The sequence below is a fragment of the Protofrankia sp. Cas3 genome, from assembly GCF_963555955.1.
Taxonomy (GTDB): domain Bacteria; phylum Actinomycetota; class Actinomycetes; order Frankiales; family Frankiaceae; genus Protofrankia.
Map to the genome: position 1 here is coordinate 1,056 of NZ_CAUVXP010000079.1, position 26,083 is coordinate 27,138.

Annotated in this window: 19 protein-coding genes and 1 pseudogene; 5 read left to right on the forward strand and 15 right to left on the reverse strand. The window is 67.5% G+C overall.

Features of this window, described 5'->3' with window-relative positions:
- Positions 1-120 precede the first annotated feature (120 nt).
- Positions 121-669, reverse strand: a complete 549-nt coding sequence (locus tag U9983_RS15600) for a DUF4082 domain-containing protein (protein WP_322754725.1) — start codon at positions 667-669, stop codon at positions 121-123.
- 609 nt (positions 670-1,278) lie between these two features.
- Here U9983_RS15600 and U9983_RS15605 point away from each other — a divergent pair.
- Positions 1,279-2,376 (forward strand): annotated as a pseudogene (locus tag U9983_RS15605) (oligosaccharide flippase family protein); the annotation flags it as partial.
- A 470-nt stretch (positions 2,377-2,846) separates the two neighbouring features.
- Here the strand turns inward: U9983_RS15605 and U9983_RS15610 are convergent.
- From U9983_RS15610 to U9983_RS15645, 8 genes are all read right to left on the reverse strand, one after another.
- The gene (locus U9983_RS15610; RefSeq protein WP_322754726.1) at positions 2,847-3,494 is read right to left on the reverse strand and encodes an acyltransferase; all 648 of its coding nucleotides are present in this window, start codon (positions 3,492-3,494) and stop codon (positions 2,847-2,849) included.
- Positions 3,491-4,633, reverse strand: a complete 1,143-nt coding sequence (locus U9983_RS15615; RefSeq protein WP_322754727.1) for a DegT/DnrJ/EryC1/StrS family aminotransferase — start codon at positions 4,631-4,633, stop codon at positions 3,491-3,493. Before U9983_RS15615 ends, U9983_RS15610 begins: the two co-directional genes overlap by 4 nt.
- Complete coding sequence (locus tag U9983_RS15620; RefSeq protein ID WP_322754728.1) at positions 4,630-6,006, reverse strand: glycosyltransferase; 1,377 nt, start codon at positions 6,004-6,006, stop codon at positions 4,630-4,632. The genes U9983_RS15615 and U9983_RS15620 overlap by 4 nt, the downstream gene beginning before the upstream one ends.
- Positions 6,003-7,229 (reverse strand): DegT/DnrJ/EryC1/StrS family aminotransferase, encoded by a 1,227-nt coding sequence (locus U9983_RS15625; protein ID WP_322754729.1) that lies wholly within the window; start codon positions 7,227-7,229, stop codon positions 6,003-6,005. The genes U9983_RS15620 and U9983_RS15625 overlap by 4 nt, the downstream gene beginning before the upstream one ends.
- Entirely contained in the window at positions 7,226-8,452 is a 1,227-nt protein-coding gene (locus tag U9983_RS15630) for a glycosyltransferase (RefSeq protein ID WP_322754730.1), read from the reverse strand. The genes U9983_RS15625 and U9983_RS15630 overlap by 4 nt, the downstream gene beginning before the upstream one ends.
- Positions 8,449-9,468, reverse strand: a complete 1,020-nt coding sequence (locus U9983_RS15635; protein ID WP_322754731.1) for an SDR family NAD(P)-dependent oxidoreductase — start codon at positions 9,466-9,468, stop codon at positions 8,449-8,451. Before U9983_RS15635 ends, U9983_RS15630 begins: the two co-directional genes overlap by 4 nt.
- On the reverse strand, positions 9,465-10,511 hold the full coding sequence (locus tag U9983_RS15640) for a Gfo/Idh/MocA family oxidoreductase (protein WP_322754732.1): 1,047 nt from the start codon (positions 10,509-10,511) through the stop codon (positions 9,465-9,467). Before U9983_RS15640 ends, U9983_RS15635 begins: the two co-directional genes overlap by 4 nt.
- A gap of 90 nt (positions 10,512-10,601) precedes the next feature.
- Positions 10,602-15,485, reverse strand: coding sequence for a DUF4082 domain-containing protein (locus tag U9983_RS15645; protein WP_322754733.1), 4,884 nt, complete (start codon positions 15,483-15,485; stop codon positions 10,602-10,604).
- Positions 15,486-15,913: 428 nt separating this feature from the next.
- On the opposite strand from U9983_RS15645, the gene U9983_RS15650 reads away from it, so the two are divergent.
- Complete coding sequence (locus tag U9983_RS15650) at positions 15,914-17,254, forward strand: MFS transporter (protein ID WP_322754734.1); 1,341 nt, start codon at positions 15,914-15,916, stop codon at positions 17,252-17,254.
- On the forward strand, positions 17,251-18,330 hold the full coding sequence (locus U9983_RS15655; RefSeq protein WP_322754735.1) for a TolB-like translocation protein: 1,080 nt from the start codon (positions 17,251-17,253) through the stop codon (positions 18,328-18,330). Before U9983_RS15650 ends, U9983_RS15655 begins: the two co-directional genes overlap by 4 nt.
- 100 nt (positions 18,331-18,430) lie before the next feature.
- Here U9983_RS15655 and pth read toward each other — a convergent pair whose 3' ends face one another.
- Positions 18,431-19,036: an aminoacyl-tRNA hydrolase gene (pth, locus tag U9983_RS15660; RefSeq protein WP_322754736.1), complete on the reverse strand. Its 606-nt coding sequence runs from the start codon at positions 19,034-19,036 to the stop codon at positions 18,431-18,433.
- 26 nt (positions 19,037-19,062) lie between these two features.
- The gene (locus U9983_RS15665; RefSeq protein ID WP_322747843.1) at positions 19,063-19,701 is read right to left on the reverse strand and encodes a 50S ribosomal protein L25/general stress protein Ctc; all 639 of its coding nucleotides are present in this window, start codon (positions 19,699-19,701) and stop codon (positions 19,063-19,065) included.
- Between the two features lie 167 nt (positions 19,702-19,868).
- On the opposite strand from U9983_RS15665, the gene U9983_RS15670 reads away from it, so the two are divergent.
- Positions 19,869-20,573: an acetyltransferase gene (locus U9983_RS15670; protein ID WP_322754737.1), complete on the forward strand. Its 705-nt coding sequence runs from the start codon at positions 19,869-19,871 to the stop codon at positions 20,571-20,573.
- 6 nt (positions 20,574-20,579) lie between these two features.
- Here U9983_RS15670 and U9983_RS15675 read toward each other — a convergent pair whose 3' ends face one another.
- The 4 genes from U9983_RS15675 to glmU all read right to left on the reverse strand — a co-directional run bounded on the left by U9983_RS15675 (position 20,580) and on the right by glmU (position 24,705).
- On the reverse strand, positions 20,580-20,912 hold the full coding sequence (locus U9983_RS15675) for a YnfA family protein (protein WP_322754738.1): 333 nt from the start codon (positions 20,910-20,912) through the stop codon (positions 20,580-20,582).
- A gap of 75 nt (positions 20,913-20,987) precedes the next feature.
- Positions 20,988-22,079 carry an alpha/beta hydrolase gene (locus U9983_RS15680; protein WP_322754739.1) on the reverse strand — a complete coding sequence of 364 codons (1,092 nt, stop codon included), beginning with the start codon at positions 22,077-22,079 and terminating at the stop codon, positions 20,988-20,990.
- Positions 22,080-22,107: 28 nt separating this feature from the next.
- Positions 22,108-23,082 carry a ribose-phosphate diphosphokinase gene (locus U9983_RS15685; protein WP_322754740.1) on the reverse strand — a complete coding sequence of 325 codons (975 nt, stop codon included), beginning with the start codon at positions 23,080-23,082 and terminating at the stop codon, positions 22,108-22,110.
- 63 nt (positions 23,083-23,145) lie between these two features.
- A complete protein-coding gene (gene glmU, locus U9983_RS15690) occupies positions 23,146-24,705 on the reverse strand; it encodes a bifunctional UDP-N-acetylglucosamine diphosphorylase/glucosamine-1-phosphate N-acetyltransferase GlmU (RefSeq protein ID WP_322754741.1) in 1,560 nt (519 codons plus the stop codon).
- Between the two features lie 564 nt (positions 24,706-25,269).
- Here glmU and U9983_RS15695 point away from each other — a divergent pair.
- The coding region (locus U9983_RS15695) for an acyl-CoA desaturase (protein WP_322754742.1) at positions 25,270-26,083 on the forward strand (814 nt) is incomplete at its 3' end.

A 26,083-nucleotide genomic window follows, 5' to 3' on the forward strand; every position in this document is an offset into this window, starting at 1 on the left:
AGGCGGGCAGTGGGCGGCGCGCCGGTGCCCGTCGACCCGGATTGCCGCCGTACATCCAACCGATCATCCTAATGATCAATGCACGCTCGACGGACGCGCGCCGACTACGATAACCATGCGTTATGAGACCGGAGTCACAGGAGTAGCCGCGGGCTCACCTGAGGACTGCGACGCCGGTCGGAACAGGACATCGGTCCAGTAGTTGGAGTCGCGGTAGGTCGTCTCAGGAAAGCCGCCGCCGTAGTGGTACACCCCGCTGGTCGCCCCGGCGACGCGCAACGGCCCGCTGACCGGCACGACCTGATCGAAGAACTCGGGGGTCGCCGAGTAATGGCCCGTCGGCGCGAAATACGAGGCCGTGTACGTGGTGGCCACCTGTACCGACACGGGCCTGGCCAACATCACCACCTGCCAGCCGGTGTTGCTTTCGCCGGTGGCGGTGGCGGTCGCCAGTCGCTCACCGGCACCTGACCACAGACTGACCGTATGGTCGCCGATATTGTCGGGACCCTTGTAGAACCGTATTCCAAGGATTTCGCCCGGAATGTCGACACGGAACCGGAGCCCGACCTCGACCGCGGCGGGGTCCGGATCAGCCTCGGGCACGGGCTTCGCGTCGTTGTCCCAAAGGGAAATCAGTTGCGACTGCGCCCGTGGGGTCGGGCTCACCGAAGGCCTCGGCCTGTCCCCGACGGAACCGGCGCAGCCAGCGGCCGCGAGCCCCACCGCGCCCAGGAGAAGGACCGCTACGACCCGAGGCGAATACCGGTGGTACCCACCGCCGCCGCGTGCCCCGGGAACCCGGACCGTGCCCATCGCGGAAAAGCCGTAATCGAACGCGTGTCGGCCCCTTGGCCACCACGCCCGACCGGACCCGTGCGCGGATCGACCGGCAACCCCGAGCGAAGGACGAATGGAGGTCGTCATATAGACATATCCTTTGGTCGGGACACCGATTCCAATGATCGCCTGCTGGCGACGCGACCGATGCGCAATGAACACGCTGCATATACCCGGAAGCAGTACCGTCGCCGACGGTGATGCATCCATCGCCTCAAGCGATTCACTCCGGAAGTGCGCACTGCACGGCCGTCCCGGACAGAGCAATGAGGCAGCATGGCGTTGTCATCGTGTTGTTTCCAGCTGATGCCAACGATGATATTAACGACGATATTAAAGATGATCGGCATAGATCATAGCAGAACCGTGCTTCGATGAGCGCCACCGCATGGCCGCGACACCGACCGGCCAGTCGCAGATGGGGGAACCATGCCGCACATGCCGGCACACGCGTCAACACCCGGGGTGCCATCCCCGCCGACCCTGGCCGAACCGGCTCAGGGTCCCTCCGCCGGCAACCAGGGCGCCGGCAACCAGGGCGCCGACAACCAGGGCGCCGACAACGAAGGCGAGGGCACCGGAGCGGGGCTCGGCGGGGCCGTCCGACGCGGCCTCGGCTTCAGCGTCCTGAACAATGCACTCAGCCGCCTGGGCACCGTCGTCACCGGGGTCGTCCTCGCCCGGCTCCTCAGCCCGTCGGACTACGGCGACTTCGCGGTCGCGCTGGTCGTCCTGAATGCGCTGTTGTCCATTAACGAACTAGGTGTCTCCCTCGCGATCGTGCGTTGGCCGGGGAACCCGCGCCTGATCGCCCCGACCGTACAGACGTTGTCGACCGGGTTCAGCACCGGACTTTTTCTGCTCACCCTGGTGCTGGCACCGGCCATCGCAAGCCTGCTCGGCTCAGCCGCCGCGACCGACCTGGTCCGGGTGCTGGCGGCCAGCATGATTGTCGATGGGTTGGCTTCCGTTCCCGCGGCGTTGCTCACCCGCGGTTTCCAGCAGGACCGGCGGATGATCGCCGACCTTGCTGGACTCGTCGTCAACACGACCGCCACGATCGGACTGGCCGTCATGGGGCATGGCGCGTGGAGCCTGGCCATCGGCTATCTGGCCGGTAACATCACCACCTCAACCCTGATCTTCATCTTCGCCGGAGCACAGATCCGGTTCGGCTTCGACCGGAGTCAGGTCCGCGCGTTGCTGGACTTCGGTCTCCCGCTGGCCGGCTCAAGTCTGCTGGTCTTCGGAGTGCTCAACGTCGACTATGTCGTCGTCGGCGCCGTCCTGGGACCGGTGGCGCTCGGTTTCTACATGCTGGCGTTCAACCTTTCCAGCTGGCCGGTCAACATGTTCTCCCTGGCCGTGCGCAGAGTGGCCATGCCGGCGTTCGCCCGGCTGTCGGCCGATCGCCGTGCGCTCAGCGACGCGTTCGCCCGTTCGATCGCGCTGCTGATGGCGGCCACGCTGCCGGTCTGCGCGATCCTCGCCGTGCTCGCCGGGCCGGTGATCCGCACCGTCTACGGACCAAAGTGGGATGCCGCCGCCGACGCCCTGCGCTGGCTCGCGGTCCTCGGGGCCGCCCGGGTCGCCGCCGAACTGGCCTACGACCTGCTGGTGGGTGCCGGCCGGTCTCGCGCGATCTTCGCCGTCCAGGGGGTCTGGCTGGTGGTCCTCACCCCGGCCCTGCTCGTCGGTGCACACACGGCCGGTATCGGTGGTGTCGCCTTCGCCCAGGCCGCGGTGGCCGTGGTGGTCGTAGGCCCGGCGTTCATATTCGCCATTGCGCGGGCGGACGTCCGCCCCACCGCCGCCCTGCGGTACTGCGGCCGGCCGGCCGTCGCGACCACTGCCCTTGTCCTGGTCATGGTGGGCCTTGGCACGGTGGTACACGGGGACGCCGCCCGACTGGTCCTGCTCCCCCTCGCCGGGCTGGCCGTATGCGTCGTACTGCTGTTCCCGCTGCTGCGGCTGGCCCGATCAACACCGGAACAGCCGCAGCAGTCCTACGGCACGGAAACAGCGGAGGGCATCGAGCCACCGGCAGGCGTCGAAACACCTGCCGGCGTCGAAACAGCAGCCGGCGCCGTCTCGCACAGCCCGTCGGTATCGGCAGCCGGCTTGTAAGCCTTCGAGCAGGCCACGCAGCGCAGCTGCGAATCAAGCCGTTCCCCACAGGCACAGACCCAGCCCAGGGCCCGTCCGGGATTGCCCGCGACCAGTGCGTACGCGGGTACATCCCGGACGACGACGGCTCCGGCAGCCACGAACGCGTACTCGCCCACGATCACCCCGGCGACGATCGTGGCATTGGCACCGATCGTCGCACCACGGCGGATCAGCGTAGGGGTGAGCGCGTCCCGGGTCTTCTTGACCTCGGCACGCGGCCGGAAGTCGTTGGTGAAGACCATGTTCGGACCCAGGAAGACATCGTCCTCCACGGTGACCAGGTCCCACACGAGCACCGCGTTCTTCACCGTCACCCGGTCGCCGATCCGGGCGCCGGACTCGACGAACACATGGTCACAGATGTTGCAGTCCGCGCCGATCACGGCACCGGCCAGCACGTGCGCGAACGCCCAGACCCGGGTTCCCGGACCCACGTCGTCGCTCTCGCACAGGCCGTGAGGATGGACGAAAACGGCCCCTGTCATGACAGTGCTCTCCGCAACTCCTCGGCCACCCGCTCCTGCTGTTCGGGGGTGATGTGCGGGTACAAGGGCAGGGAAAGGATCTCCCCGGCCGCCTTTTCGGCGACGGGAAAGTCACCGGCACCGTAGCCGAGACCCGCAAAGGCCGGCTGCAGGTTCAGCGGCACCGGGTAGTGGATCCCGGCTCCCACACCCTGTTCATGCAGCCGTGCCAGCACCGCGTCCCGGTCGGGAACACGGACCACGTAGAGGTGCCACACATGGACGTTACCCGGCAGTGTCGCCGGTAGCCGGACCCGGGAGTCCCCACCCAACAGCTCGTCGTAGCGCAGCGCCGCGGCGGCCCGCGCCTGGTTCCACCGGGCCAGCCGGGCCAGCTTGGCCCGCAGGACAACGGCCTGCAGGGTATCGAGCCGCGAGTTGAAACCCAGCGACTCGTGCACGTACTTGCGTTCGCTGCCGTGCGCGCCCAGCAGCCGTACCTTGCGCGCGAGCTCGGCATCATCGGTCAGGACGGCACCGGCGTCGCCGGCCGCGCCCAGGTTCTTGCCCGGGTAGAAGCTGGTGGCCGCCAGCAGTCCCAACCCGCCGGCAGCCCGTCCACCACGGACGGCGCCCTGCGCCTGCGCGGCGTCCTCGACGACGATGGTGTCGGGACGACACACGGCCGCGATCTGCTCCACCGGCGCGGCCTGCCCGTACAGATGGACCGGGATCACCGCACGGGTACGGTCGGTCAACGCCCCGCCCACCGCGTCCGGATCCATAAGCAGATGATCGTCGTCTACGTCGACGAACACCGGCCGCGCACCCGCACGGACCACGGCCTCGGCGGTAGCCACGAAGGTGTTCACCGGGATGACGACCTCGTCAACGCCGCCAGTGGTACCGGTCGCAGCACTCACCGCGGTGCCCGCACCGACACCGGCCGCCCGCAGCGCCAGCTCGATCGCGTCGGTACCGTTGCCCACACCCACGCAGTACCCGACTGCACAGAAGTCGGCGTACTCGCGCTCGAATGCCGAAACGTGTTTTCCACCGACAAACGCGGTGGTCGCGAGCACCTCGTCGAACCCGGCCCGCACCTCCTCGGCGATCTCGGCCTGCGCAGCCGCCAGATCCACCAGCGGAATCGTGGTCACCGCAACGTCCCTTCGATGGGGTGAGACGGCAGCCCCGCGGAGCCTGGAGCTGCCGGATCTGACAATGGTTGACCGGACGCGGACGCGGACACCGGCGCCGCGGCCGTCCCCGGGCCGCCCCGGGCCTTGGGGTTACCGGGCTGCACGCGACGGGCGTTGAAGTCGTCCAACGCCGCCTGCCCGCGCAGCTGGTCATAGTGCCGTCGCACCTCGTGGGCGAACAGGCCGGCCGCGCTGACCCCGAGCGTGCGCACGTCCGGCCGGCTGGCGCCGGTTGCCAGCGTCCGGGTGTACAGCGCCTCCTGGACGCGAGCCGCGCGTTCCAGCGAGAAACGTTGCGTCACCAGCTCGCGACCATAATCACCCAGCTGACGACGACGGTCCGCGTCGGCGAGCAACGGCGCAAGGATCTTGACCAGTCTGCGCGCACCGCTGATCCGGTCGCCCTCGCCGATGCCGTACCAGCCCTGCCAGAGAAATGTCGCCACGCTGTCGGGAGTCAGCAGCTCGAAGAAGCCGCCCTCGCCCTGGACCACCAGCGGCTTGCCAAAAGCTGACGCCCGCAGGGCCGACCCGCCCATGCCGATCGAGATGTCGGCGAGGGCGTAGGCGGGGCGTGGATCGGTGAGTTCACCGGTGAGCACGACCACCTGTCGGCCCCGGACGGCGCCGACCCGCTCGACGTGCGCGGCAAGCTGGTCCCGCGCGGGGCCGTCACCGACCACCACCAGCCGAACCGGCATGTCCACCGCCAGCCGTGCCACCGCGTCGACCGCGGCCAGGAGTCCTTCCAGCTTCAGCTCGGTTGCCAACCGTGACACGACGACCACATGGAGGTTAGCCGGATCCAGATCAAAACGCGCTCGCAGCTGGGTGAGCGCGGCATCGCTAACCGCCTCCGGGGCGTTGAGACGCACGTCGACCGGTGGCTCGATGAGGTCGACCGGACCGCGCCGGGCGGCCCGGGCGGACTCGCCGATCAGCTCGGTGCCCACCACCAGGGGCATGGTCGCAGGCAGGAACGGGGCGACCGCCATGGACATCACCGTGGCGAACGCCGGCACGCCCATCCTCGTCCGCGGCCCGAAGAACGCCTCCAACGCGGGCGGCCACTCGTAGCCGTGTACCAGGTCGATCCGGCGCTCGCGCACCACCTGGCACAGCGCGCTCATCACCCGGGGCGACGGCCGACGCCCCGGCTTCGGCGACGCGACATAGTCAAGCCTAAGATCACGAACCGTGTCGACAAGCGGACCCGGCACCCCGAAGACGGTCACCTGATGGCCGAGGTCCCGCACCGCCCCGGCGAGCTCCACCGCGTTGAGCTGACTTCCCCCGATCTCCATCATGTGGGGATAGACCAGGATTCTCACGGTCTGCGCACGCCTTGTCCGAGCGCGGCATCCGCCAGATCCGCACCAGCACCGCCCGCACCAGCAGCGCCCGCACCAGCACCGCCCGCACCGCCACCAGCGGTGATGTCCAGCAGAGCCTCGACCACACGATCATGCTGTTGCTCGGTCATCGTGTGGAACAGCGGCAGAATGAGTGACTGCTCGGTCAGCCATTCGGTGACGGGAAGATCGTCACGGCGATGGCCCCCATAGGCGGGTTCGAGATGGGAGGCCATGATGCCGCGTCGCGCCGAAATCCCACGCTCGGCCAGCGCAGCGAGCAGCTCGTTGCGACTGACCGCTGACCTCGGCGGCACGACCCAGAAGCTCTGGTAGTTCGTTGTCCCGTTCGGCGGGTCAGCTACGGTCACCAACCCTGGGATCGCAGCAAGCAACCGCTGGTAACGCTCGGCAAGGAAGCGGCGACGGTCGACCATCGCGTCGAGCTTTGCCAGCTGGACCAGCCCGACCGCGGCCTGGATGTCGGTCATCCGGTAGTTGAAACCGGTCTCGACATAGCTTTCCAACACCGGCGCTCGGCTGCGGTGCCGCTCGGCCGCGCTCACGTTCATCCCGTGCTCGCGCAGCCGCCGGGCACGTGCGGCCCAGGCGGGGTCGGTGGTGGTGAGCATGCCCCCCTCACCGGTGGTGAGCAGCTTGCGCGGATGAAACGACCAGGCCGCAAGCGGTGCGCCCGCGCCGACCGACCGACCGTTCATCGTCGACCCGATGGCGCAGGCCGCATCCTCGATCACCGCGACACCGCGCGGCCCGCACAGCTGGGAAACCCCGTCCACATCGGCGGGTACCCCGCCCTGGTGCACGGCAATCACCGCCCGGGTGCGGCCGGTGAGGACGGGAGCCACCGTGGCTGGCGTGATGTTGCCGGTGGACGCCTCGACGTCGGCGAACACAACAGTGGCGCCGACATAGCGGACGACGTTCGCGGTGGCGATGAACGACAGGGACGGCACCACCACCTCGTCACCCGGGCCGATGTCCAACAGCACCAGCGCGAGATGCAGCGCGGTCGTGCAGGACGACACCGCGACCGCCTCGCCGCCACCGAGACGGTCGGCAAACGCACCCTCGAACTCGGCGACCCGCGGCCCCTGCGCCACCCATCCGGACCGGACCGCGTCCGCCGCCGCCTGCGCCTCCTGCTCGCCCAGCCAGGGCGTCATCACCGGAATCGCACTCATCGGTCGACTCCCTTCAACGAGGCGATCGCCGCGACACCCGCGAGATCACCGGCAGGCCCCGGCGGCAGGCCGCACAGCTGCGCGAGCTCCGCCGTGCGGGCCGCCCAGTCATGCTGGCGGGCAAACGCTCGCCTGGCAGCCGCCAGGCCATCGGTGCGGACCACGTCCAACGCCGCGGCGGTCGCCTCGGCAAACCGCGACGGGCTCGCGCCGATACTGAGCAGATCGGTGTCCAGCCACCGGCTGGCGGGCAGATCGGTACTCACCGCGCCCCGGCCCGCGGCCAGGTACTCAAGGGTCTTGAGCGGGAAACTGGCCTGGTTGAAGGCTGAGTCGGTGTACGGCGTCAGCCCCACATCGATCATGCGCAGGTAGGATGGCAGGTCCGCGAACGCCTTCGGACCCACCCACTCCACGTTGGGCCGCGACAGCAGCGCATCCAGACGCTTGATCTCGAATGTCGCCTGCCGGGGCCCGACGAGCAGGATGGAGATGCCCCGATCGGCCACGGCCTCCAGGTGGGTCAGATCAATACGGTCGGAGAGGTGCCCGACAAAGCCCGCGATCGGGGACGCAAGGTGCACGTCCTGCGGCAGCGGCGCGTTGTCGCAGTCCGCGAAGTGACCGGCGTCGACACCGTTGGGCACCAGCACCGGCTCGGTGCCCATGGCCCGCCACCGGTCCACCAGCACCGGGGAGACCCCCACAACCACATGTGCCTTGGCAAGCTGACGCTGCTCGGCCTGCTCCAGCCATGGTCTGGACACGCCCATCAGCTCGGCACCGGCGACGAAGTCATCGGTGCCGTAGAAGACCCGGCGCGCGCCGGGAGCGACATCGAGCATGTCGGCGAGGGAGTCCACGATGACCGCGCGAACCGTCGCACCGATCCGGCGCAGGGCCCGCCGGACGGCGTCCCGGGCGGCCAGTCGTGCCGCTTCCCGCATGATCGGACGACTCACCCCGGGCGGAGTGACCGGCGTCAGCCTGATGATCCCCGGCTGGACCACGCGCAGCCGGGGACGACGCAGGGCAGCGGCGGTGTTGCGGTCCTTCAGCGGTGTGAGGTAAGAGATCGGCGGGTCGACCCACAACACCGGGATCTGGCGGGACAGATGCAGCGCAACATGCCGCATCGGGAACCAGATCCCGTCCCAGGACGTACCGGAGCTGCACACCACAAGCTCGCGCGCACGTGGGAGCGGGGGCGGCGGGGAGCTCATGAGGTGAGCTCCGGCCGCGCCTCGCGCCACCATTGCACCAGCTGCCCCAAACCGTCGGCGAGGCCGACCTCGGCCTTGAAACCCAGCCGGGACGCGGCTGCGGAGGTGTCCGCGAGACGGCGGGCCACCGGATTCACCCGACGCGCAGGTCCGTACTCCAGGCCGAGATGACCGGCGTCCATCACCGCGGCCAGGGCCTCGGCAAGCTCGCGCAACGAGGTCTCGACGCCGGATGCGACGTTGAAGACCTCATCGGTGACGTCCGTCTGCGCCGCCGCCAGGTTGGCCCGGGCGATATCCGTGGTGAACACGAAGTCCATGGTCTGCGTGCCGTCGCCGAGGATGAGCGGCGCCTGGCCGCCGGCGATCCGCTCCATCCACCGCACCAGGACTTCGGTATAGACGCCGTGGACGTCCATGCGCGGCCCGTACACGTTGAAATACCGCAACGCGACGTAGTCAAGGCCGTACATGGCATGGAAGCTGCGCAGCAGACCTTCGTTGAAGACCTTCGCCGCGCCGTAGATCGTGTCGTTGTGATAAGGATGATGATCTTCAGAGATGGGGAACGTCGACGCCTGGCCGTACACCGATGCCGACGACGAGGCCACCACCTTGCGTACACCGGCGGCGACCGCGGCTTCCAGGACGTCGAAGGTCCCGTCGACGAGTACCTCGAGCGCCAGCCGCGGTTCCTCGGCGCACTGGGTGATCCGGATGGCGGCGAGGTGGAACAGGACGTCGGTACCGGGCATCAGCTCCGCCAACAGCGCACGGTCGCAGATGTCACCGTTGACCAGGCGCACCCGCCCGGAACTCATGGCGGTCGCAAGGTTGGCCTCGCGGCCGCGCGTCAGGTTGTCGAGCACCACGATCTCGGCCGCGCCCGCCTCGACAAGCTGATCACAAACGGTCGAACCGATCGTGCCGGCGCCACCGGTGACCAGGCACCGGGTGCCGGCAAGGTCAACTGCGGCGGCTGCGGGAACTGCGACGCTGTCCGCGGCCCCGGTCATCGGGCGACCTCCAGCAGCGGGACGCGGGCGCCGCCCGAGCGCAGACTGCGCGACGCCGCTTCGAGCATTCCCAGGACCCGCAGGCCGGCGCGACCATCGGTCGCGGGCGGGTTCCCAGTGTCGATAGCCGTCGCCCACTGGGTCATCACGGTACTCAGCGCTTCCCGCTCGGCCAGCGCAGGGGCGATCATGTCGCCACTGCGATAGGAGATCATCATGTTCCGCCTGCTCTCACTTTCCAGCACGTCGGCTTCCGCGAGATCGACCCCACGGTCATAGATCGACAGGCGCTGCGCGGGGTTGAGGTCATTCCAGACAAGGGTCCGCCGCGAACCGCCGACGATCACCGTCCGAACCTTGATCGGCGAAAGCCAGTTCACATGGGTGTGGGCGATCGCACCGTTGGACAGCGCCATCGACAGGTAGCCGACACAGGCCCTGCCCGCGCCGATCGGGTCGGCGCCGGTAGCCGTCACAGCCTCGGGCGTCACCCCGTCCGGCAGGATGAAATCAAAGATCGACAAATCGTGCGGGGCAAGATCCCAGATCACGTCGACGTCGCGCTGAACAAGACCGAGGTTGACGCGCACCGAGTCGACATACTGGATCTCGCCGAGAGTGCCGGACCGGACGAGTTCGCGGATCTTCATGACCGCCGGCGTGTAGCAGTAGGTGTGGTCGCACATGAGAACGAGGCCACGGGACTCTGCCGTGTCGACCAGCTTGCGGCCCTCCGCCACCGATGAGGCGAGCGGCTTTTCGACGAGCACGTGCTTGCCCGCGTCCAGGGCCCGCAGTGCAACGTCCACGTGCGTGGCTGCCGGCGTGGCGATGGCCACCGCCTGCACTTCTGGATCATCAAGAATGTCATCGAGACGGCCGGTAGCCCGGACATCGCCGTACGAACCGACAACCGCACGGGCGCGGTCGGTGTCGATGTCGCACAGCCATCTGAGCCGAAACTCCGAGCTCCCCTGGATGTTTCGGACGAGGTTGGGACCCCAGTACCCCGCACCGACGACGGCGGCGCCGATCAAGGACAACGCTTTCCCCCCCAAAATGACAGTACGGGTTTGCCGGGCACGCGAGCGCACCCGGCAAACTCCGCAGCGAATCACCCCGCGACCGCGGGGTTACGAGGTCGGATCAAACACCACGTCGACCCAGTAGTTGGCGGCATTATACGTACCCGTGGGAAACGCCGAGGCAGCCGAGTAGGTATACACACCGTTTCCACCGGACGAACCGCTGGACGGTGCGGTAAGCGGCCCGCTCGTCAGCCCGGACGACAGGAAGTACCCGCCGGTGGCAGCGTAGTGACCGACGTTGGTGTGGTAAGAGACCACATACGTGTTACCCGCTGTGACAGTCACCGGTGTTGAGAAGTGAACCTCCTGCCATCCGGTAGTTGACTCACCGGTAAACGTGGCGGTGGCGAGTGCCGTACCGGAGCTGCTCCACAGCGTTCCCGTGTGCGTACCGGTGTTCGCCACCGACTTGTAGAAGCGGACCCCGAGTATCTGACCGTTCACCGAGGGTATGAACTGCACACCCAGCTCCGCCGCGTTGGCGTCGCCCGCGTCGACGGATCCCGGCACTGTCGAGTCACTCCAAAGCGAGAACGGTCCGGTCGGACTGGATGCGCTGGCTGTGATGAACGTCCAGTTGGTGGACGACATCGTGTTGCCAGCAGCATCCTTGGCCCCACTGACGGTGACAGTGTACTGAGTGCCCGGCGCCAGCGCGGCGGCGGGGGTGAAGGTTTCCGTCAGAGTCGCGGCGTCATAGGCAGCCGATCCGGAGACCGACCCGGCCCCGCTGGACACGGTCATCGTGACCGTCGAAGGGGTGACCGCTTCGGTGAAGGTCACCTGCGGCGTCACGTCCACCGGCACGGACGACGCGCCACCCAGAGGTGACCGCACCGCTACCGCCGGTGGTGTAACGTCCGGTGGTGCGGTCGTGCTGAACACCACGTCCATCCAGTAATGGGCACCGTTGAAGCTGTGGTCGGGGAATCCACCGGCGCCGTACAGATACAGGCCGTTGCCACCTGCGGTTGCACTGTCCGGCGCATGCAGCGGTGCATTGTTGACAGCGGTGTTCAGTATGCCGCCAGTCGCCGAATAATGACCGTTCGGAGCATGGTAGGACGCAACATAGGTGGTGCCGGCGGTAACCGCGACCGCCGCGGAAAGACTCACCTGTTGCCATCCGGACGCGCTCTCGTTCGTGAACGTTGCGGTCGCGAGCGCCGTGCCGTTATTCGTCCACAGGGTACCGACATGGGTGCCGGTGTTGGCCGCGCTCTTGTAGAAGCGCAACCCGGTCACCCAGCCATTGACATCGGCAGTGAAGTGTACGCCGAGCTCGGCTCCCTGGGTGTCGCCGGAATCCACGGTGGCAGGGATGGACGTCGTTTCAAAAATCGAGCACGGACACAGGCCCGAGGTTGTGAAGGACCACGATACCGGCGCCATCGTATTGCCGGTCGGGTCGCTCGCCCCCGACATGGAGACGGTGTAGCTGTGACCGGACGCCAGCGTGGCGGTCGGGGCGAGCGTCACCGTCTTGCTCGACACGTCGTAGGTCACCGTCGATGCGACGACGCTGTTGTTCTGAGCGTCGGTCAGTGTCATCACGATGCTCGACGACGTGACGCGCTCGCTGAAGGTCGCCTTCACCGAGGAGGTGGCCGGGACGCTGTTCGCGCCCGTACCCGGACTCGCGCTGGCAATCGTCGGCGGTGTCACGTCCGGTGGTAGCGCCAGGACCACGTCGACCCAGTAGTTCGTGGTTGACGGCTGCGACGGGAAGGCGTGCGTGCCATAGATGTAGACACCGTTCGCCCCGTCCGCACCGTTGGCGAGGGCATGCAGCGGAGGATTGTCGACCCCACCCGAGGCGAACTGGTTGGCCGTCGTGGAGTACCGACCGGTGGTGGTGTGGTACGAGGCGATATAGGTGGTGTTCTTGACGATACTCACGGGCGTGGCGAAGGTCAGTGTCTCCCAACCGGTGCTGCTCTCCCCGGTGAACGTGCCGGTGGCCAACTGGGTACCCGTGGACGACCACAGCGTGCCGGTGTGGGTGCCGATGTTCGCCGGCCCCTTGTAGAAGCGGATACCGGTGATCTTTCCGTCCTCGTCGGAGCGGAACTTGACTCCGAGCTCGACCGCACCGGTGTCGGCTTCGGTGATGTTCGCCGGAGTGGCCGCGTCGGACCAGATCCCGCACGGGCACAGACCGTCAACCGACGGCTGCACAACGGTGGTGAAGGTCCACGTCACCGGAGCGGCAAGCACGTTGCCGGTGATGTCACGCACCCCGCTGACCGTCACGGTGTAGGTCGTACCGTTGGCCAGCGCCGCGGCAGGAGTGAACGTCGCCGTCCTGGTCGACGCGTCGTATCCGACGCTTCCCGCCACGTTCTGCCCGCCCGCGGCAACGGTGAAGGTGATCGTCGCCGGCTGGACGGGCTCGTTGAACACCGCTGTCGGGGTCACTGTCGGCGCCACGCTGGACGACGCGGGCAGCGGCGTCTGGCTCGTCACCAACGGTGGGCTGACATCAGGTGGAGCGACATCGGTGAACACCGGGTCCACCCAGTAGTTGGTGGAACCGTAGGTGCTGGTCGGGAACCCGGTGCCACCCGCGCGGTACACACCGTTGGGGGCCGTTGCGGAGTCCTTGGTCGCGTGCAGCGGCACCGCGTCGGCCGCGTTCACCTCGAAGAAGCCCGCGTCCGCCGCGTAGTGCCCGGCGGGCGCCCAGTAGGAGGCGACATACGCGGTGTTCTTGGTGACCTGTACCGGCTGTGCGAAGCTGACCTGCTGCCAGCCGGACGCGCTCTCGCCGGTGAAGGTGGCGGTTGCCAGCTGGGTGCCGGCGGCCGACCACAGCGTGCCGGTGTGCGTACCGGTGTTACCGCTGCCCTTGTAGAACCGAACTCCGGTGACCCAGCCGTCGACGTCAGCGGTGAAACGAACGCCGAGTTCCAGGGCGCTGGTGTCGGTGACCGCCGGGGTCTTCGGCGTCGCGGCGGAACCGAAGACCACACATGGGCAGGTGACATTGACCGAAACGGTCACTGGCGCGGAGATGTTGGCGCTGTCATCGGCTGCACGGGCCTTGACCGTGACCGCACCGAGGCCGTGGACGGTCCCGGTGTAGGTCCAGCTCCCGCGGCCGGTCGCCGGGTGCCAGCTGGTACCACCGTCGATGGAGACCTCGACCCCGCCGACGGCGCCTGCGCTGTCAGCCGCGGTGCCGGTCACGGTCAGCTGACTGCCGTTGGTGACGGTCGCGCCGGCGGTCGGCGACGTGATGCTGATCGACGGCGGTGTGTGGTCCGTGGACGCGGTGGCCGCGATCATGCCCGCCATCAGCGTCGCCGGCTGCGCGCCCATGTCCGCCAGCAGGTTCACGGTCGCCTGCTGCATGCTGGCGTTGACGGCCGTCGTCGTGCCGTCGTGGACGCCGTCCAGGCCCCAGGGGAACTGGATCGTGCCCGCGCCGAACACGAGCGCGCCGCTCGCGGCGCGATAGAGCGTCAGGTGGTGCGTGGTCGTACCCGGCGCGACTGTGGTCCCGTAGTCCTGCAGGTACTGGCTGACCGCGCCGGTGGTCGTCGACAGCTGCACCAGACCGGCCGGGCGGGAACCGTTGTCGAGATCCTCATCGGACTCGTACCCGATCGAGTGCTGGGACAGAGCCGCGGACGCACCGGGCGCCAGGCTGGCGATGGATGTGTTGCGCCAGAAACGCATCTTGCCGTCGGCGGCCGGGACCATGATGGTCAGGTCGCTGTTGTTGGCCATGTAGCCGGTGCCGGTCAACGCGTTCTCCGGACGGCCGCCGTCGGCCGGCGGGCTCTTGCGCGGGTCACGCCAGGTGCCGGTCCATATCGGCGGGTCCTGGGGGTCCACCACGTCGAGATAGGTCTCCTTGTAGGTGACCATCGTCCGGTACGGGGTGCTGGACCCCTCCGTGCTCGGCTCCCAGCGCGTCTTCCAGTAGACCTCGTTGCCGCTGAAGAACGCCAGGTTCACACCGGCGTCCCGGGCCGCCTCGACATTCGCCCGCTGCTGGCCTGACCAGTACTCGTCATGACCGACCGAGAGAAACGTCTTGTGGTTGGTCAGCAGACTGCCGTACCGATCGGTGTCGACACCGCTGGCGTAGGAGACGTCATAGCCGTTGCGCTCAAGAAAGCGAATCATCGGATACTCGTTGGCGAAGACGAAGTCGCGTCCGTCCGGCACGTCGCCACGGGTCGTGAACGGGCGGTTGTAGCTGACCTTGTAGGCGCGTCCGATCGGCCCCGGGTAGAGACTCGCTCCACCGAAGGAGTTGTACGCCTGCCAGGTGGTGTCAGACGTCTGGTACAGCACGTCCGAGTGGCTCGTGTCATTTCGCACCACGAAAACGATGTGACTGTTCGCGTTGGTGTCGGTACGGGTCAGCTTGGCCGCGTAGACGCCGGAGACCGCGCTGCCGGGCACCGCCCAGGATGTCGACTCCGCCCAGTTGCCGCAGTCGGTGAGGTTGGTGGCGGTGTAGAAGAGGCAGGCGGGCTGGCTCTGTACGCCGCTGTGGTTGACGGTGGCCATCTTCCTGGCTCCGTCACCCCCGTACCAACCAAGGCGATAGATGTCGATCCGGTAGGCACTGGCACTCGTTTTGATCTTGAAATGCACCGTGCTGCCGGCGTTCACGCTGATGTCGGTGCTGAATCCCTGAATGGTGTCGTCACCGGTGCCGGTGGTGTCCCACTCCGACTGCGGTGAACCGGTCTTGGTGTTCTCACAGGCGATCGGGTTGACGACCGGAGGACCGCACGGGTCGGCCGCATGAGCGCGGGATGCCAGCGGTACGGAGAGGGCCATCAGCATCGCGACCGCTACCGACAGAACGATCAGTCGTGAGCTCAGTGGCGAGACGAGCTGACGGTACCCCCCGCCTCTTCGCACGGTCAGTAACGAGGACAACGGGTCCTCACGGCTTGAAATGCTCACCTGCCGGACTCCTACCTGCCCAGACGCCCCCGGAAGAACGTCAGCGGATCGCGCACTACCCTCCAGGATGACGAAGCCCGACATTCGGTGATGTATCGGCATGGCATGCTCGACCCTCAGCCCCCCGGACGTGGCCCGCCTGCCGCGGTATCACCGCCACACCGTGCCAACCTCCGGATGGGGCAGCCCCCTCCTGGACGCCGAGCCACCCCCCTACCGGAGCCCGACCACGAAAAATTATCCTATATAGCCCTGCATATCCAGGCCGAGGCGACATGTTGTGGCGGTAATCAGAAAATCAACCCATTGCCGGCGCACAGCCTGACATCCGACCAACACCGGATCATAAACTTGTCAAGACTTCCACCATAATATTGTGGCGAACACTGACAGTTGGTTCTTCGGCTTGGCCGGAGGGGGAAGAGCCTTTGTACTCAACGCTGCGTGACGGTCCACCGCCCCGCACACCGGGCACCACGCCCGATCAGGCCCGGTCGCGCCGCGGACGGGTGGGCCTGGCCGTCGGCCCGGTCGTGTTCATGCTCGGCATGACCAGCCTGCTCACCGACCTGTCCACCGAGATGGTCACCGCGGTCCTGCCGCTGTACCTCGTGCTTTCTCTCGGCTTCAGTCCGTTACAGGTCGGTGTCGTCAATGGCCTCTACCAGGGTGTTACCGCGGTGGTCCGGCTGGCGGGGGGCGTGGCTTCGGACCGCCTCGAACGACACCGTGACATCGCCGCGGCGGGCTACGCGCTGTCGGTGCTGTCCCGGCTCGCTCTGCTCGTGCCCGGCGGCTCGGCCACGGTCGTCTCCGGTTCGATCGTGGCCGACCGGGTGGGTAAGGGCATCCGCACCGCACCGCGGGACGCGCTGTTGTCACTGGCCGCCACCGATGGTGACCTTGGACTTGCCTTCGGAGTGCACCGGGCCATGGACACCTTCGGCGCGATGCTCGGCCCGGTGGCGGCATTCGCCGTGCTGTCAACCGTTCCCGGGGGCTACCACCTCGTCTTTGCGGTCAGCGCGTGCGTGGGTGTGATCGGCGTGGCCGTCCTGCTGTCATTCGTCGACCGGCGCCCGGCTTCGGCGCCCTCACCCCGACCGTCACCAACGATGTCACCAGCAGTGCTACCAGCAGTGCTACCAGCAGTGCTACCAGCAGTGCTACCAGCAGTGCCACCGAAGATGACATCCCGTGCCATCGCGACGGCTGTGACCGACCGCAGGCTGCGCCGGATCCTGGTGGCCGGCTGCGCGCCGGCGCTGGCAACCATCGGCGACGCGTTCATCTACCTTCGCCTCCAGCAGACGCTGGAGATCACGCCGGCGATGTTCCCCCTGCTCGCGGCCGGAACATCCGGCACGTACCTGCTCGCCTCGGTTCCGCTCGGTCGGCTGGCGGACCGGATCGGACGGGCCCGGGTGTTTCTCGGCGGTTTCGGGGCCCTGCTGGGCGTCTACGCCACGCTCCTCTCGCCGGTACGGGGAATGACCGCGTTACTGTGCTGCCTGGGTTTCCTCGGCCTGTACTACGCCGCGACCGACGGCGTCCTGTCCGCACTCACCAGTGCCGCGCTACCCGCCGGCGCCCGTACCACCGGCCTCGCGCTGGTCCAGACCGGCGTGTCGCTCGGTCAGCTCGTGGCCTCGTCCCTCTTCGGCGCGCTGTGGACGATCGCGGGCGTGGAAACCGCGTTGACGGCGGCGGCCGTGCTCCTCGCCGTCACGCTTGCCATTGCATGGTCAGCCCTGCGGAGGACGACGTGACTGCCACCACCAGATCACCAGCCGAACCGACGACGCCACGGCGCAACCGACGGCGCCGCCACGCGGTGTTCGCGGCGGTCGTGCTGTGCACCGTGGCGGCGACGCTCGCCTACGGCATCACCGTCTCCCGCCGTTCATCCCCGGTGGCGGCCCAGGACGCCAGCCTGCGCCCGGCCGACCTGAGCTCGGTCCTGGCCACCCCGGTGGTCGTCTTCCGCAGTAGCGAACGGGGACCCACCTACGGCGAGGTGTCCGTGGCGAAACTCGACGACCTGGGCGGTCCGCATGTCGTCACAAGCCTGCAGTGCGACCGGGTCGACATGGTCGCCACGGTGGGGTTGTGTCTGGCCGCGAGCCCGGGCATCTACACCAATTACAAGGCGTTCACGTTCGACGCGAAGATGCAGGTGCAGCACGGCTTCAACATCGTGGGCATCCCGAGCCGGGCCCGGCTGTCGCCCGACGGCCGGTTGGCTGCGGTAACCACGTTCGTGTCAGGCCACTCCTACGCCACGGGCGGCTTCTCAACCGCCACCACGCTCTACGACGTCTCCGCCGGACGAGAGATCGGTAACCTCGAGTCGTTCTCCGTCACCAGGGACGGCAAAGAGCTCCACCCCACCGACGCGAACTTCTGGGGAGTGACCTTCGACCGCGACGACGACCGCCTCTACGCGACGCTGGCCACCGGTGGCCAGACCTATCTCGTGGTCGGCAGCGTCAGGGGGCGGACACTGCGTACCCTGACGACCAACGTCGAGTGCCCGTCCCTGTCACCGGATGGAACCAGGATCGCCTTCAAGAAACGTGCCCAGGGCACGCTCGTGCAGTGGCGGCTTACCGTGCTGGACCTCGCGACCATGCGCGAGACGCCGCTCGCCGAGACCCGCAGTGTCGACGACCAGGCCGCCTGGTTGGACCAGAACACCGTTACCTACGGCCTGCCCAGGACGTCGGATCAGGACAGCGTGATCAACGATGTATGGCGAGTGCCCGCGGACGGCTCCGGCACCCCTGCGGTCCTGGTGGCGCAGGCGTGGTCACCGGCCTTCGTGCAGACCGGCATCTCCCGCTGACCACGGCCGGCCAGCGCCACCAGCCACCAGCGGGCTGGTGCTCCAGGGACTGCGGCCTGCGGGCGCGCGATCTGACGATCGTCGCGCGCCCTTTGGCCCGCTACCGGGCCAGTGGATGAATGCGGTTCTGGGCCGCGGCCAGCCCTTCGGTGACGATCTGTTCGACTGCGTCCGCCGCAGTGTCCACGACGAGGGCAAGCTCCTTGCGTTCGACCGCCGAAAAGTCCCGCAGGACGAAGTCAGCCGGGTCCATCCGGCCGGGCGGGCGCCCGATGCCGACCCGGACTCTGAGGTAGTCACGTGAGCCCACCGATGTAGTGATCGATCGTAGCCCGTTGTGTCCGTTGTCGCCACCGCCGAGCTTGAGCCGGACAGCCCCGAAGGGAATGTCCAGTTCATCGTGGACGACGAGAATTCGTCCCACCTCGGCCTTGAAGAACGCGCGCAGAGCCACCACCGGGCCACCCGAGGTGTTCATGAACGAATGTGGCTTGGCGAGCACCGCCCGTGCGCCAGCGAGCCGCGTCTCCACGACGTCGGCTCGTCCCCGGTGGGTTCGGAAACGGCCCTCGACCCGCTCGGCAAGCAGGTCGAGGACCATGAATCCGATATTGTGCCGGTTACCGGCATATGCCGGGCCTGGATTGCCCAGCCCCACAACCAGCCACGGCCCGGTGACCGCGCCGTCGGCTTGCAACCCGGTCATGATGCCGTGCCCCTGTTGCCGGGCGCCTAAGCGTCGGTCTTCTCGCCCGCCGCAGCGGTTGTCGCGGTGCCACCGGTTGCCTGCTCGGTCCCGGCGAGCTCGGCGTCCATCTGGGCCACGGTCAGTTTCGCGAGCGCCTGGACGACAACCTGCCCGGCGTCGGTGTCCAGGATGGAGCCGGCCGGCAGGGCGAGCTGACCGGCGTTGATGTTCGCGCCGGGTTCGAGGCCGGCGATGTCAACCTCGATCGACCCGGGGATGTTGGTCGCGTCGGCCTGCACCGAGACCGTGGTCAGCTGCTGGTCGACGAGGGTGTCGCTGTGGGCGTCCCCGACCAGCACGACCGGGATCTCCACCGTGACCCGCTCACCGGTGCGGATGATGACAAGATCGACGTGTTCGAAACTACCCTTGATCGGATGTCGCTGGACATCCTTGGGCAGGGCGAGCTGGGTGCCGTCGGACAGTTCCAGCCGGAGCAGCACGTTGGTGCCGGCATCGGTTTTGAACGCGTGCAGAAGTTCGTGAGCCTGCAGCGAGATATGGCGGGGCGGTTGACCGTGACCGTACAGAACGGCCGGGACCTTGCCGGCCTTGCGGGTACGACGAGCCCCGCCCTTGCCGAACTCGGTACGCGGCTCCGCGGCAATGCGGACCTCGGACATGGCGGTACTCATCCTCCTACAGCCTGGGGAAACAGCGGCGCGGCGCGAAACGAGCGGAAACGCCTGTCGGCACAACGCGGTCCTTCACAGTACCGGACGGAACGCGGCGGGGCGGACCCGCCCTCCGGCGAGCCGGCCGCTCATCGCGACGAGCTATAACAGTTCATGTGACAGAGCGCGCGCGCCAACCCCTGCTGCTGGTCGGAGCCGGCGGGCTTGCCCGCGAGACCGCACAGGCCGTTCAGGCCGCGGGCAGCCATCGACTGATCGGCTTCACGGACGACAACCCGACCCGGTGGGGCAGCGTGCTCGACGGCGTAGCTGTCATCGGCGGCACGGATGTCATCACCGGTATGTCGGACGCGGCGGTGGTGCTGTGCCCGGGTTCCGGTTCGGTGCGGGCCAGGCTCGCCACCCGGCTCGCCGCGGACGGGATCGGCGCGGAGCGCTTCGCCACCGTTGTCCACCCCGCGGTCCACGTGCCACCGTCATGCACGGTTGGTCATGGATCAATCCTGCTGGGTGGTGTCGTCCTGACCACGTCTGTCACCATCGGTAATCACGTCGCGGTGATGCCGAATTCGGTGTTCACCCATGACGACGTCCTGGACGACTTCGCGACGATCTGCGCGTCGGTCTCACTGGCCGGCGGCGTACGCGTGGGGACGGGTGCGTACATCGGTGCGGGCGCGCTCGTCCGGGAGAACCTCTCGGTCGGTCCGTGGTCCACGGTGGGCATGGGCGCGGTCGTACTGGCCGATGTGCCCGGCTCGGAGGTCTGGGTCGGCAACCCGGCCCGCTTCCTGCGGGGGGCCGGGCCCGTCGGCGTCGGTACCGGCCCTGCGATCACTGACAGTGTCAATCACCGATGACGACAATCACTTACGGTGTCCAAACATGATAAATCCCACACCGAACAGGCATACCGACGCGCCAAGGATGTCGTAACGATCCGGACGATACCCGTCCGCGACAACACCCCAGGCAAGTGATCCGGCGACGAACACACCGCCATAGGCCGCCAGCACCCGCCCGAAGTTCGGATCAGGCTGGAGGGTCGCGACAAATCCGTAGACACACAGTGAGATCAACCCGCCACCGACGAACACCGCCCCTCTGTGCTCGCGGATCCCCTGCCACACCAGCCACGCCCCGCCGATCTCGGCGACTGCCGCCAGCACGAAAAGGCCTACCGTACGGACGACGAACACGGCGCCCAGCCCACCACAGATCCGGTCCGGCGGGCCCCGGTTGCCGATATTCCTGCGATACCCGTGCCGGTATACCTACGCTGCGGACACCCGGGCGACGTCGTCGGCGAACCAGGAGAGCGCGTCTCGAAACGCCGGCCGCCAGACGGTGAACGTGTGTACTCCCGACCGCACGTGCAACTGCACCGGGTAGCCATTGGCGTCGAGGAGATCATGCATGTGATAGATGGCGATCGCGACCGTGTGGTCGTGACGTCCCACATCGAGCCAGATCTGCGGCCGGGGGCCCGGACCGAGGCCACCGACATAGAGATCCGGGCTGTTCGCGATCTCAGCAGCCTGCGCCTGGGGACCCGCACCGAACAACGACCGCAGACCGCCTGCATGGGTCGGGCGGGTCAGCCCGGACATGTCTATGATCGACCCGAACACGGACCTGTTCCGCAGGCCGATGTTGAGCGCGCAGTAACCACCCGCCGACATTCCGGCGATGCCACGGTTGGTCCAGCCGGGCTCGACCCGCAGGGTCGATTCGACCGTCGGTATGACGTCGCGCAACAGATGGGTCTCGACGTGCTCGCCGACTCCGTCCACGCACTCGGGGTCGTCAAGCCATCCGTGGCTCATGCGCGGCATCACTATGATCACCGGATGGCCGGCGGACGCGACCCGGTCACCGGCATCGGCTGCCTGCCCGCCGCGCAGCCAGTCAGCCGGGATACCGGGTGATCCATGGATGAGGTAAAGCACCGGAAAATGCGATTGCGGCCGGTCGAAGTACTGGGGTGGCAGATAGACCAGTGCGGTCGTCGCCCCGAAGCCGCTGTCCCTGTCAGGGACGGGAAGCGCCAGAACCGCCCCGTGCGGATGCGAACGCAGGGCAGCTGATGTCGCTGACGGACGCAGATCCGCGGTCCTCAGGCGGACATCAGAGCCACCCTCGGTGGCCGCTCCCACCACATCTCCGAGCCGGGGGAGATAGCTGAAGTACGCATTGACCACATCAGCCGCCGCCGCGATCGTGAGCATGATCGCCAGAAAGAAGATCACGACTCTGGTTGGTCGCGGCCACCTGCCGAACGTCCGCGTCACCGCGACCCATGCGGCCGTCGCCGCCGCGAAAAGAGCACCGATAAAGCCGCCGGACAGGACGGACAACCCGCTCATCGCCGGGCCGTCCCTCCCGCCCCGGCGGTCATGCGTCGCCGCCGAAGAGCTCGGTCACCGACCCGTCCTCGAAGACCGCCCTGATCGCAGCGGCCAACAGCGGCGCGATCGACAGTTCTGTGATCTTGTCGATCCTGGCCTCGCTGCGTAGCGGCAACGTGTTGGTCAGCACAACCTCGCTGATGTCGGAGTTCTTCAGCCGGTCGACGGCGGGGCCGGAAAGCACGCCGTGGGTCGCCGCGGCGATCACCTCGGTCGCGCCGTGCTCCGCCAGGGCCTCCGCCGCCTTGGTGACGGTGCCGGCGGTATCGATCATGTCATCGACGATGACGCAGGTCCGACCCCTGACCTCTCCGACCACGTCGAACATCTTGACCTGGTTCGGCACATCCGGGTCACGTCGCTTGTGGATGATCGCCAGCGGACAGCCGAGCCGATCGGTCCAACGCTCGGCGACGCGGACCCGGCCGGCGTCGGGGGCCACCACCGTGACGACGGATGTATCGAGCTTGCTCTCGATGTAGTCGGTGAGCAGCGGCAACGCGAACAGGTGGTCAACCGGTCCGTCGAAGAACCCCTGGATCTGGGCGGTGTGGAGATCCACCGACATCAGCCGGTGCGCACCGGCGGTCTTGAACAGATCCGCGATCAGCCGGGCCGAGATCGGCTCCCGGCCGCGGTGCTTCTTGTCCTGCCGAGCGTAGGGATAGAACGGCGCCACCACGGTGATGCGTTTGGCGTTCGCACGCTTGAGCGCATCCACCATGATGAGCTGTTCCATCAACCACGTGTTCACCGGCGCGGCGTGACACTGCAGCACGAATGCGTCACACCCGCGAACCGACTCCTCGAACCGAACGAAGATCTCTCCATTGGAGAACTCGTAGGCGCTCGTGGGCACCGGCGCAACGTCAAGTGCGGTGGCCACCTCGGCTACCAGTTCAGGATGCGCGCGACCGCCGAAAAGCATCAGGTTGCGCCGGTTCTCAGTCTGGTAGGCCATCAGGAATCTCCAACCTGGTCCATTCGATTACGAGCGCTCGGTCCTCATCGCTACGACAGGTGTCTACGATCGGCGCCCGCCGCCGGCGCTGCCAGCGATGGTGACGGCGGCGGCAGTCGGACCGTCGGCAGTGGGTACCGGACCATCGGCGCCAACCCCATCGCCCGTTGACGCGCGGGAGCCCGTTGACGCGCGGGAGGATGCAGAGGAGGCGGCCCGAGCCGCCGCCGTGCCGGGACGACGCCGTTGCACCCATCCCTCGATCGTCCGCTGCCGGCCCTCCCGGACCGCGAGCGCTCCCGACACCACATCCTCAGTGATGATCGAACCAGCACCTGTGTACGCGCCGTCCCCCACCTGGACTGGCGCAACCAGCACGGTGTCACTGCCGATCTTGACATCCGCACCGATCACGGTGCGATGCTTGGCGATGCCGTCATAGTTCGCAAAGATCGTCCCACAACCGATGTTGCTACGCTCACCGATCACCGCATCGCCGACGTAGGCCAGGTGGGGTACTTTCGCGCCGTCGGCGATCTGGGCCGCCTTGGTCTCCACAAAGGCACCGAGCTTGACCCCGCATCCGATGTGTGTTCCCGGGCGCAGATGCGTGTAAGGACCGACCACGCAGTCCGGTCCGATCACCGAATCGGCCGCGGTGGTGCGGCTGACCGTGGCACCGGCCCCGACCACCGTGTCGGTGAGGGTGCAGTCGGGACCGATCACGGCTGCGACGGCCACCCGGGTGCGCCCGTGCAGGAACGTGTTCGGCAGCAGTGTCGTGTCCGCCTCGACGGTGACGTCGACGTCGATCCAGGTGGTGGAGGGATCCAGTACGGTGGTGCCCGCCCGCATCACCGCGGTCACGATCCTGTCCCGTATGACGATCCCGGCCGCGGCGAGCTGGATCCGGTCGTTCACACCCAACGCCTCGCCCGGATCGTCGAGCGGATACGCGGCTACGGCGTGGCGATGCGCGAAAAGCGCGCCGACGACGTCGGTCAGGTATTCTTCACCCTGGGCATTGTCGGTCGTCAAAGATGTCAACGCCTCGATCAACGGACCGGCCGTAAAGACGTATACCCCGGTATTGATCTCACGAATGGCCGCGGTGACGCGGTCGGCGTCCGACTGCTCGACAATCGCCCGGACTTCACCTGAGGACCCACGAATCACCCGACCGTACCCGGACGGATCGGAAACCTCGGCGGTCAGCACGGTCGCCGCCGCGGCTGCCCGGATATGGGCCGCCACCAGCGCCGACATGGTCGCGCCGGTCAACAGCGGGGCGTCCCCGGGGACCACGACCACCAGCTCGTCCGGCCCGATGCCCACAGTCGCCTGCAATGCGACCCGAACCGCGTGTCCCGTGCCGCCCTGGGTGTCCTGCACGACCGGCGACACCTCCGGAGCGCGTCCGGCGATCGCCGCGATCACCCGCTCCCGGGCATGCCCGACCACCACGAGCTGTCGCTGTGCACCGAGCGGCGCCACAGCGGCAAGAACATGGTCAAGGAGGGATCGACCCGCGATACGGTGCAGCACTTTGGGGATGGTTGAACGCATCCGTTTACCCTCGCCTGCCGCGAGGACGACAACCGCCGCCGGACGTGGTTGGGTCACACGAGCTCCCGTGATCGCGGACATCAACGTCAGTGTATGCCGAGTCTACCGGGTTACGAACCCGCCGGTTACCGACCCGCCGGTTACGACGCACCGACAACAAGTCGCCTCTCAACGGGTCGCCGCTAACGACTCCCGGGCGCGCCTCCTGGGTGCGCCTCCGCGGTGACGTGCACAATTTCCACGACGGCACGTGACGCAACGCGGATAAACCGTCCGGGCCGCACCGATGCCTCGGCCGGTCGAAACCTCGCGCTCCGCCGCCACGACTCGAACGTGGACTAGAAGAACCAAAATCTTCTGTGCTGCCGATTACACCACGGCGGATCGAGGGAAAATCGAAGGCAGTCTACCATCCCCAAGGCCTCTCATCAAAAATTACCCGATCATGCCGGCTGGACCGGCCGCACGGATTGTTTTCGTGGATGTTCCCCGCAGCGGGCACCATGCGTTGCCGCAACGAGCTACCGTGACTTAACGGAAGTCGTCGTGGCCGTGGACGCGACCACCAACCGCGACCACCGACCGTGACCGACGAACGGGACCGACGAACGGGACTATGTCATGACTGCAACAGACACGGTGAACGCGACGGGTGTCGCGGCCGGCGTGACCGCTCCGCTTCGCCACACGGTCGTGCCGCAGTCATCGGTCAAAGCTCGAAGCGAGCAGGTCATCCTGGCGACGATCATCGCCCTTCCGCTCACCGCGCTGGCCGCGGCGATCCCCCTGCTGTGGGATCGGTGGATCAGCTGGCGAGATGTGGTCCTGGCCGCGGTCATGTATATGATCACTGGCCACGGCGTGACCGTCGGTTTCCACCGGTACTTCACCCACCGCGGATTCAAGGCCGCCAGGCCCGTACGCGTCGCACTCGCCGTCGCCGGCAACATGGCGATCGAGGGTCCGGTGATCCGCTGGGTTGCCGACCACCGGCGCCACCACGCCTTCAGCGACAAGGACGGCGACCCGCACTCGCCGTGGCGGTACGGCACCGGCACCCGCGCGGTGGCCAAGGGTCTGTGGCATGCCCACGTCGGGTGGCTGTTCGACGTCGAGCAGACCGACCAGCGCCGGTACGCTCCGGACCTGCTCGCTGACGCCGACATGGTCCGGGTCAGCCATATGTTCGCGGTCTGCGCGGCGGTGAGCCTCGCCGCGCCCGCGCTCATCGGAGGGCTCTGGGGCGGCTCCTTCGAAGCCGCGCTGCAGGCATTCTTCTGGGCGAGCCTGGTCCGGGTGGCCCTGCTGCACCATGTGACGTGGTCGACGAACAGCATCTGTCACGTGGTCGGCAAGCACCCGTACAAGTCACGGGACCACTCCGGCAACGTCTGGCCGCTCGCCTTCCTGTCGATGGGCGAGTCCTGGCACAACC

Coding starts and splice junctions, on each gene's coding strand:
- U9983_RS15685 (WP_322754740.1), bottom strand. CDS start 23,082: ATGGCCTACCAGACTGAGAACCGGCGCAACCTGATGCTTTTCGGCGGT.
- U9983_RS15630 (WP_322754730.1), bottom strand. CDS start 8,452: ATGAGCTCCCCGCCGCCCCCGCTCCCACGTGCGCGCGAGCTTGTGGTG.
- U9983_RS15635 (WP_322754731.1), bottom strand. CDS start 9,468: ATGACCGGGGCCGCGGACAGCGTCGCAGTTCCCGCAGCCGCCGCAGTT.
- U9983_RS15610 (WP_322754726.1), bottom strand. CDS start 3,494: ATGACAGGGGCCGTTTTCGTCCATCCTCACGGCCTGTGCGAGAGCGAC.
- U9983_RS15625 (WP_322754729.1), bottom strand. CDS start 7,229: ATGAGTGCGATTCCGGTGATGACGCCCTGGCTGGGCGAGCAGGAGGCG.
- U9983_RS15680 (WP_322754739.1), bottom strand. CDS start 22,079: ATGAGCGGGTTGTCCGTCCTGTCCGGCGGCTTTATCGGTGCTCTTTTC.
- pth (WP_322754736.1), bottom strand. CDS start 19,036: ATGACCGGGTTGCAAGCCGACGGCGCGGTCACCGGGCCGTGGCTGGTT.
- U9983_RS15665 (WP_322747843.1), bottom strand. CDS start 19,701: ATGTCCGAGGTCCGCATTGCCGCGGAGCCGCGTACCGAGTTCGGCAAG.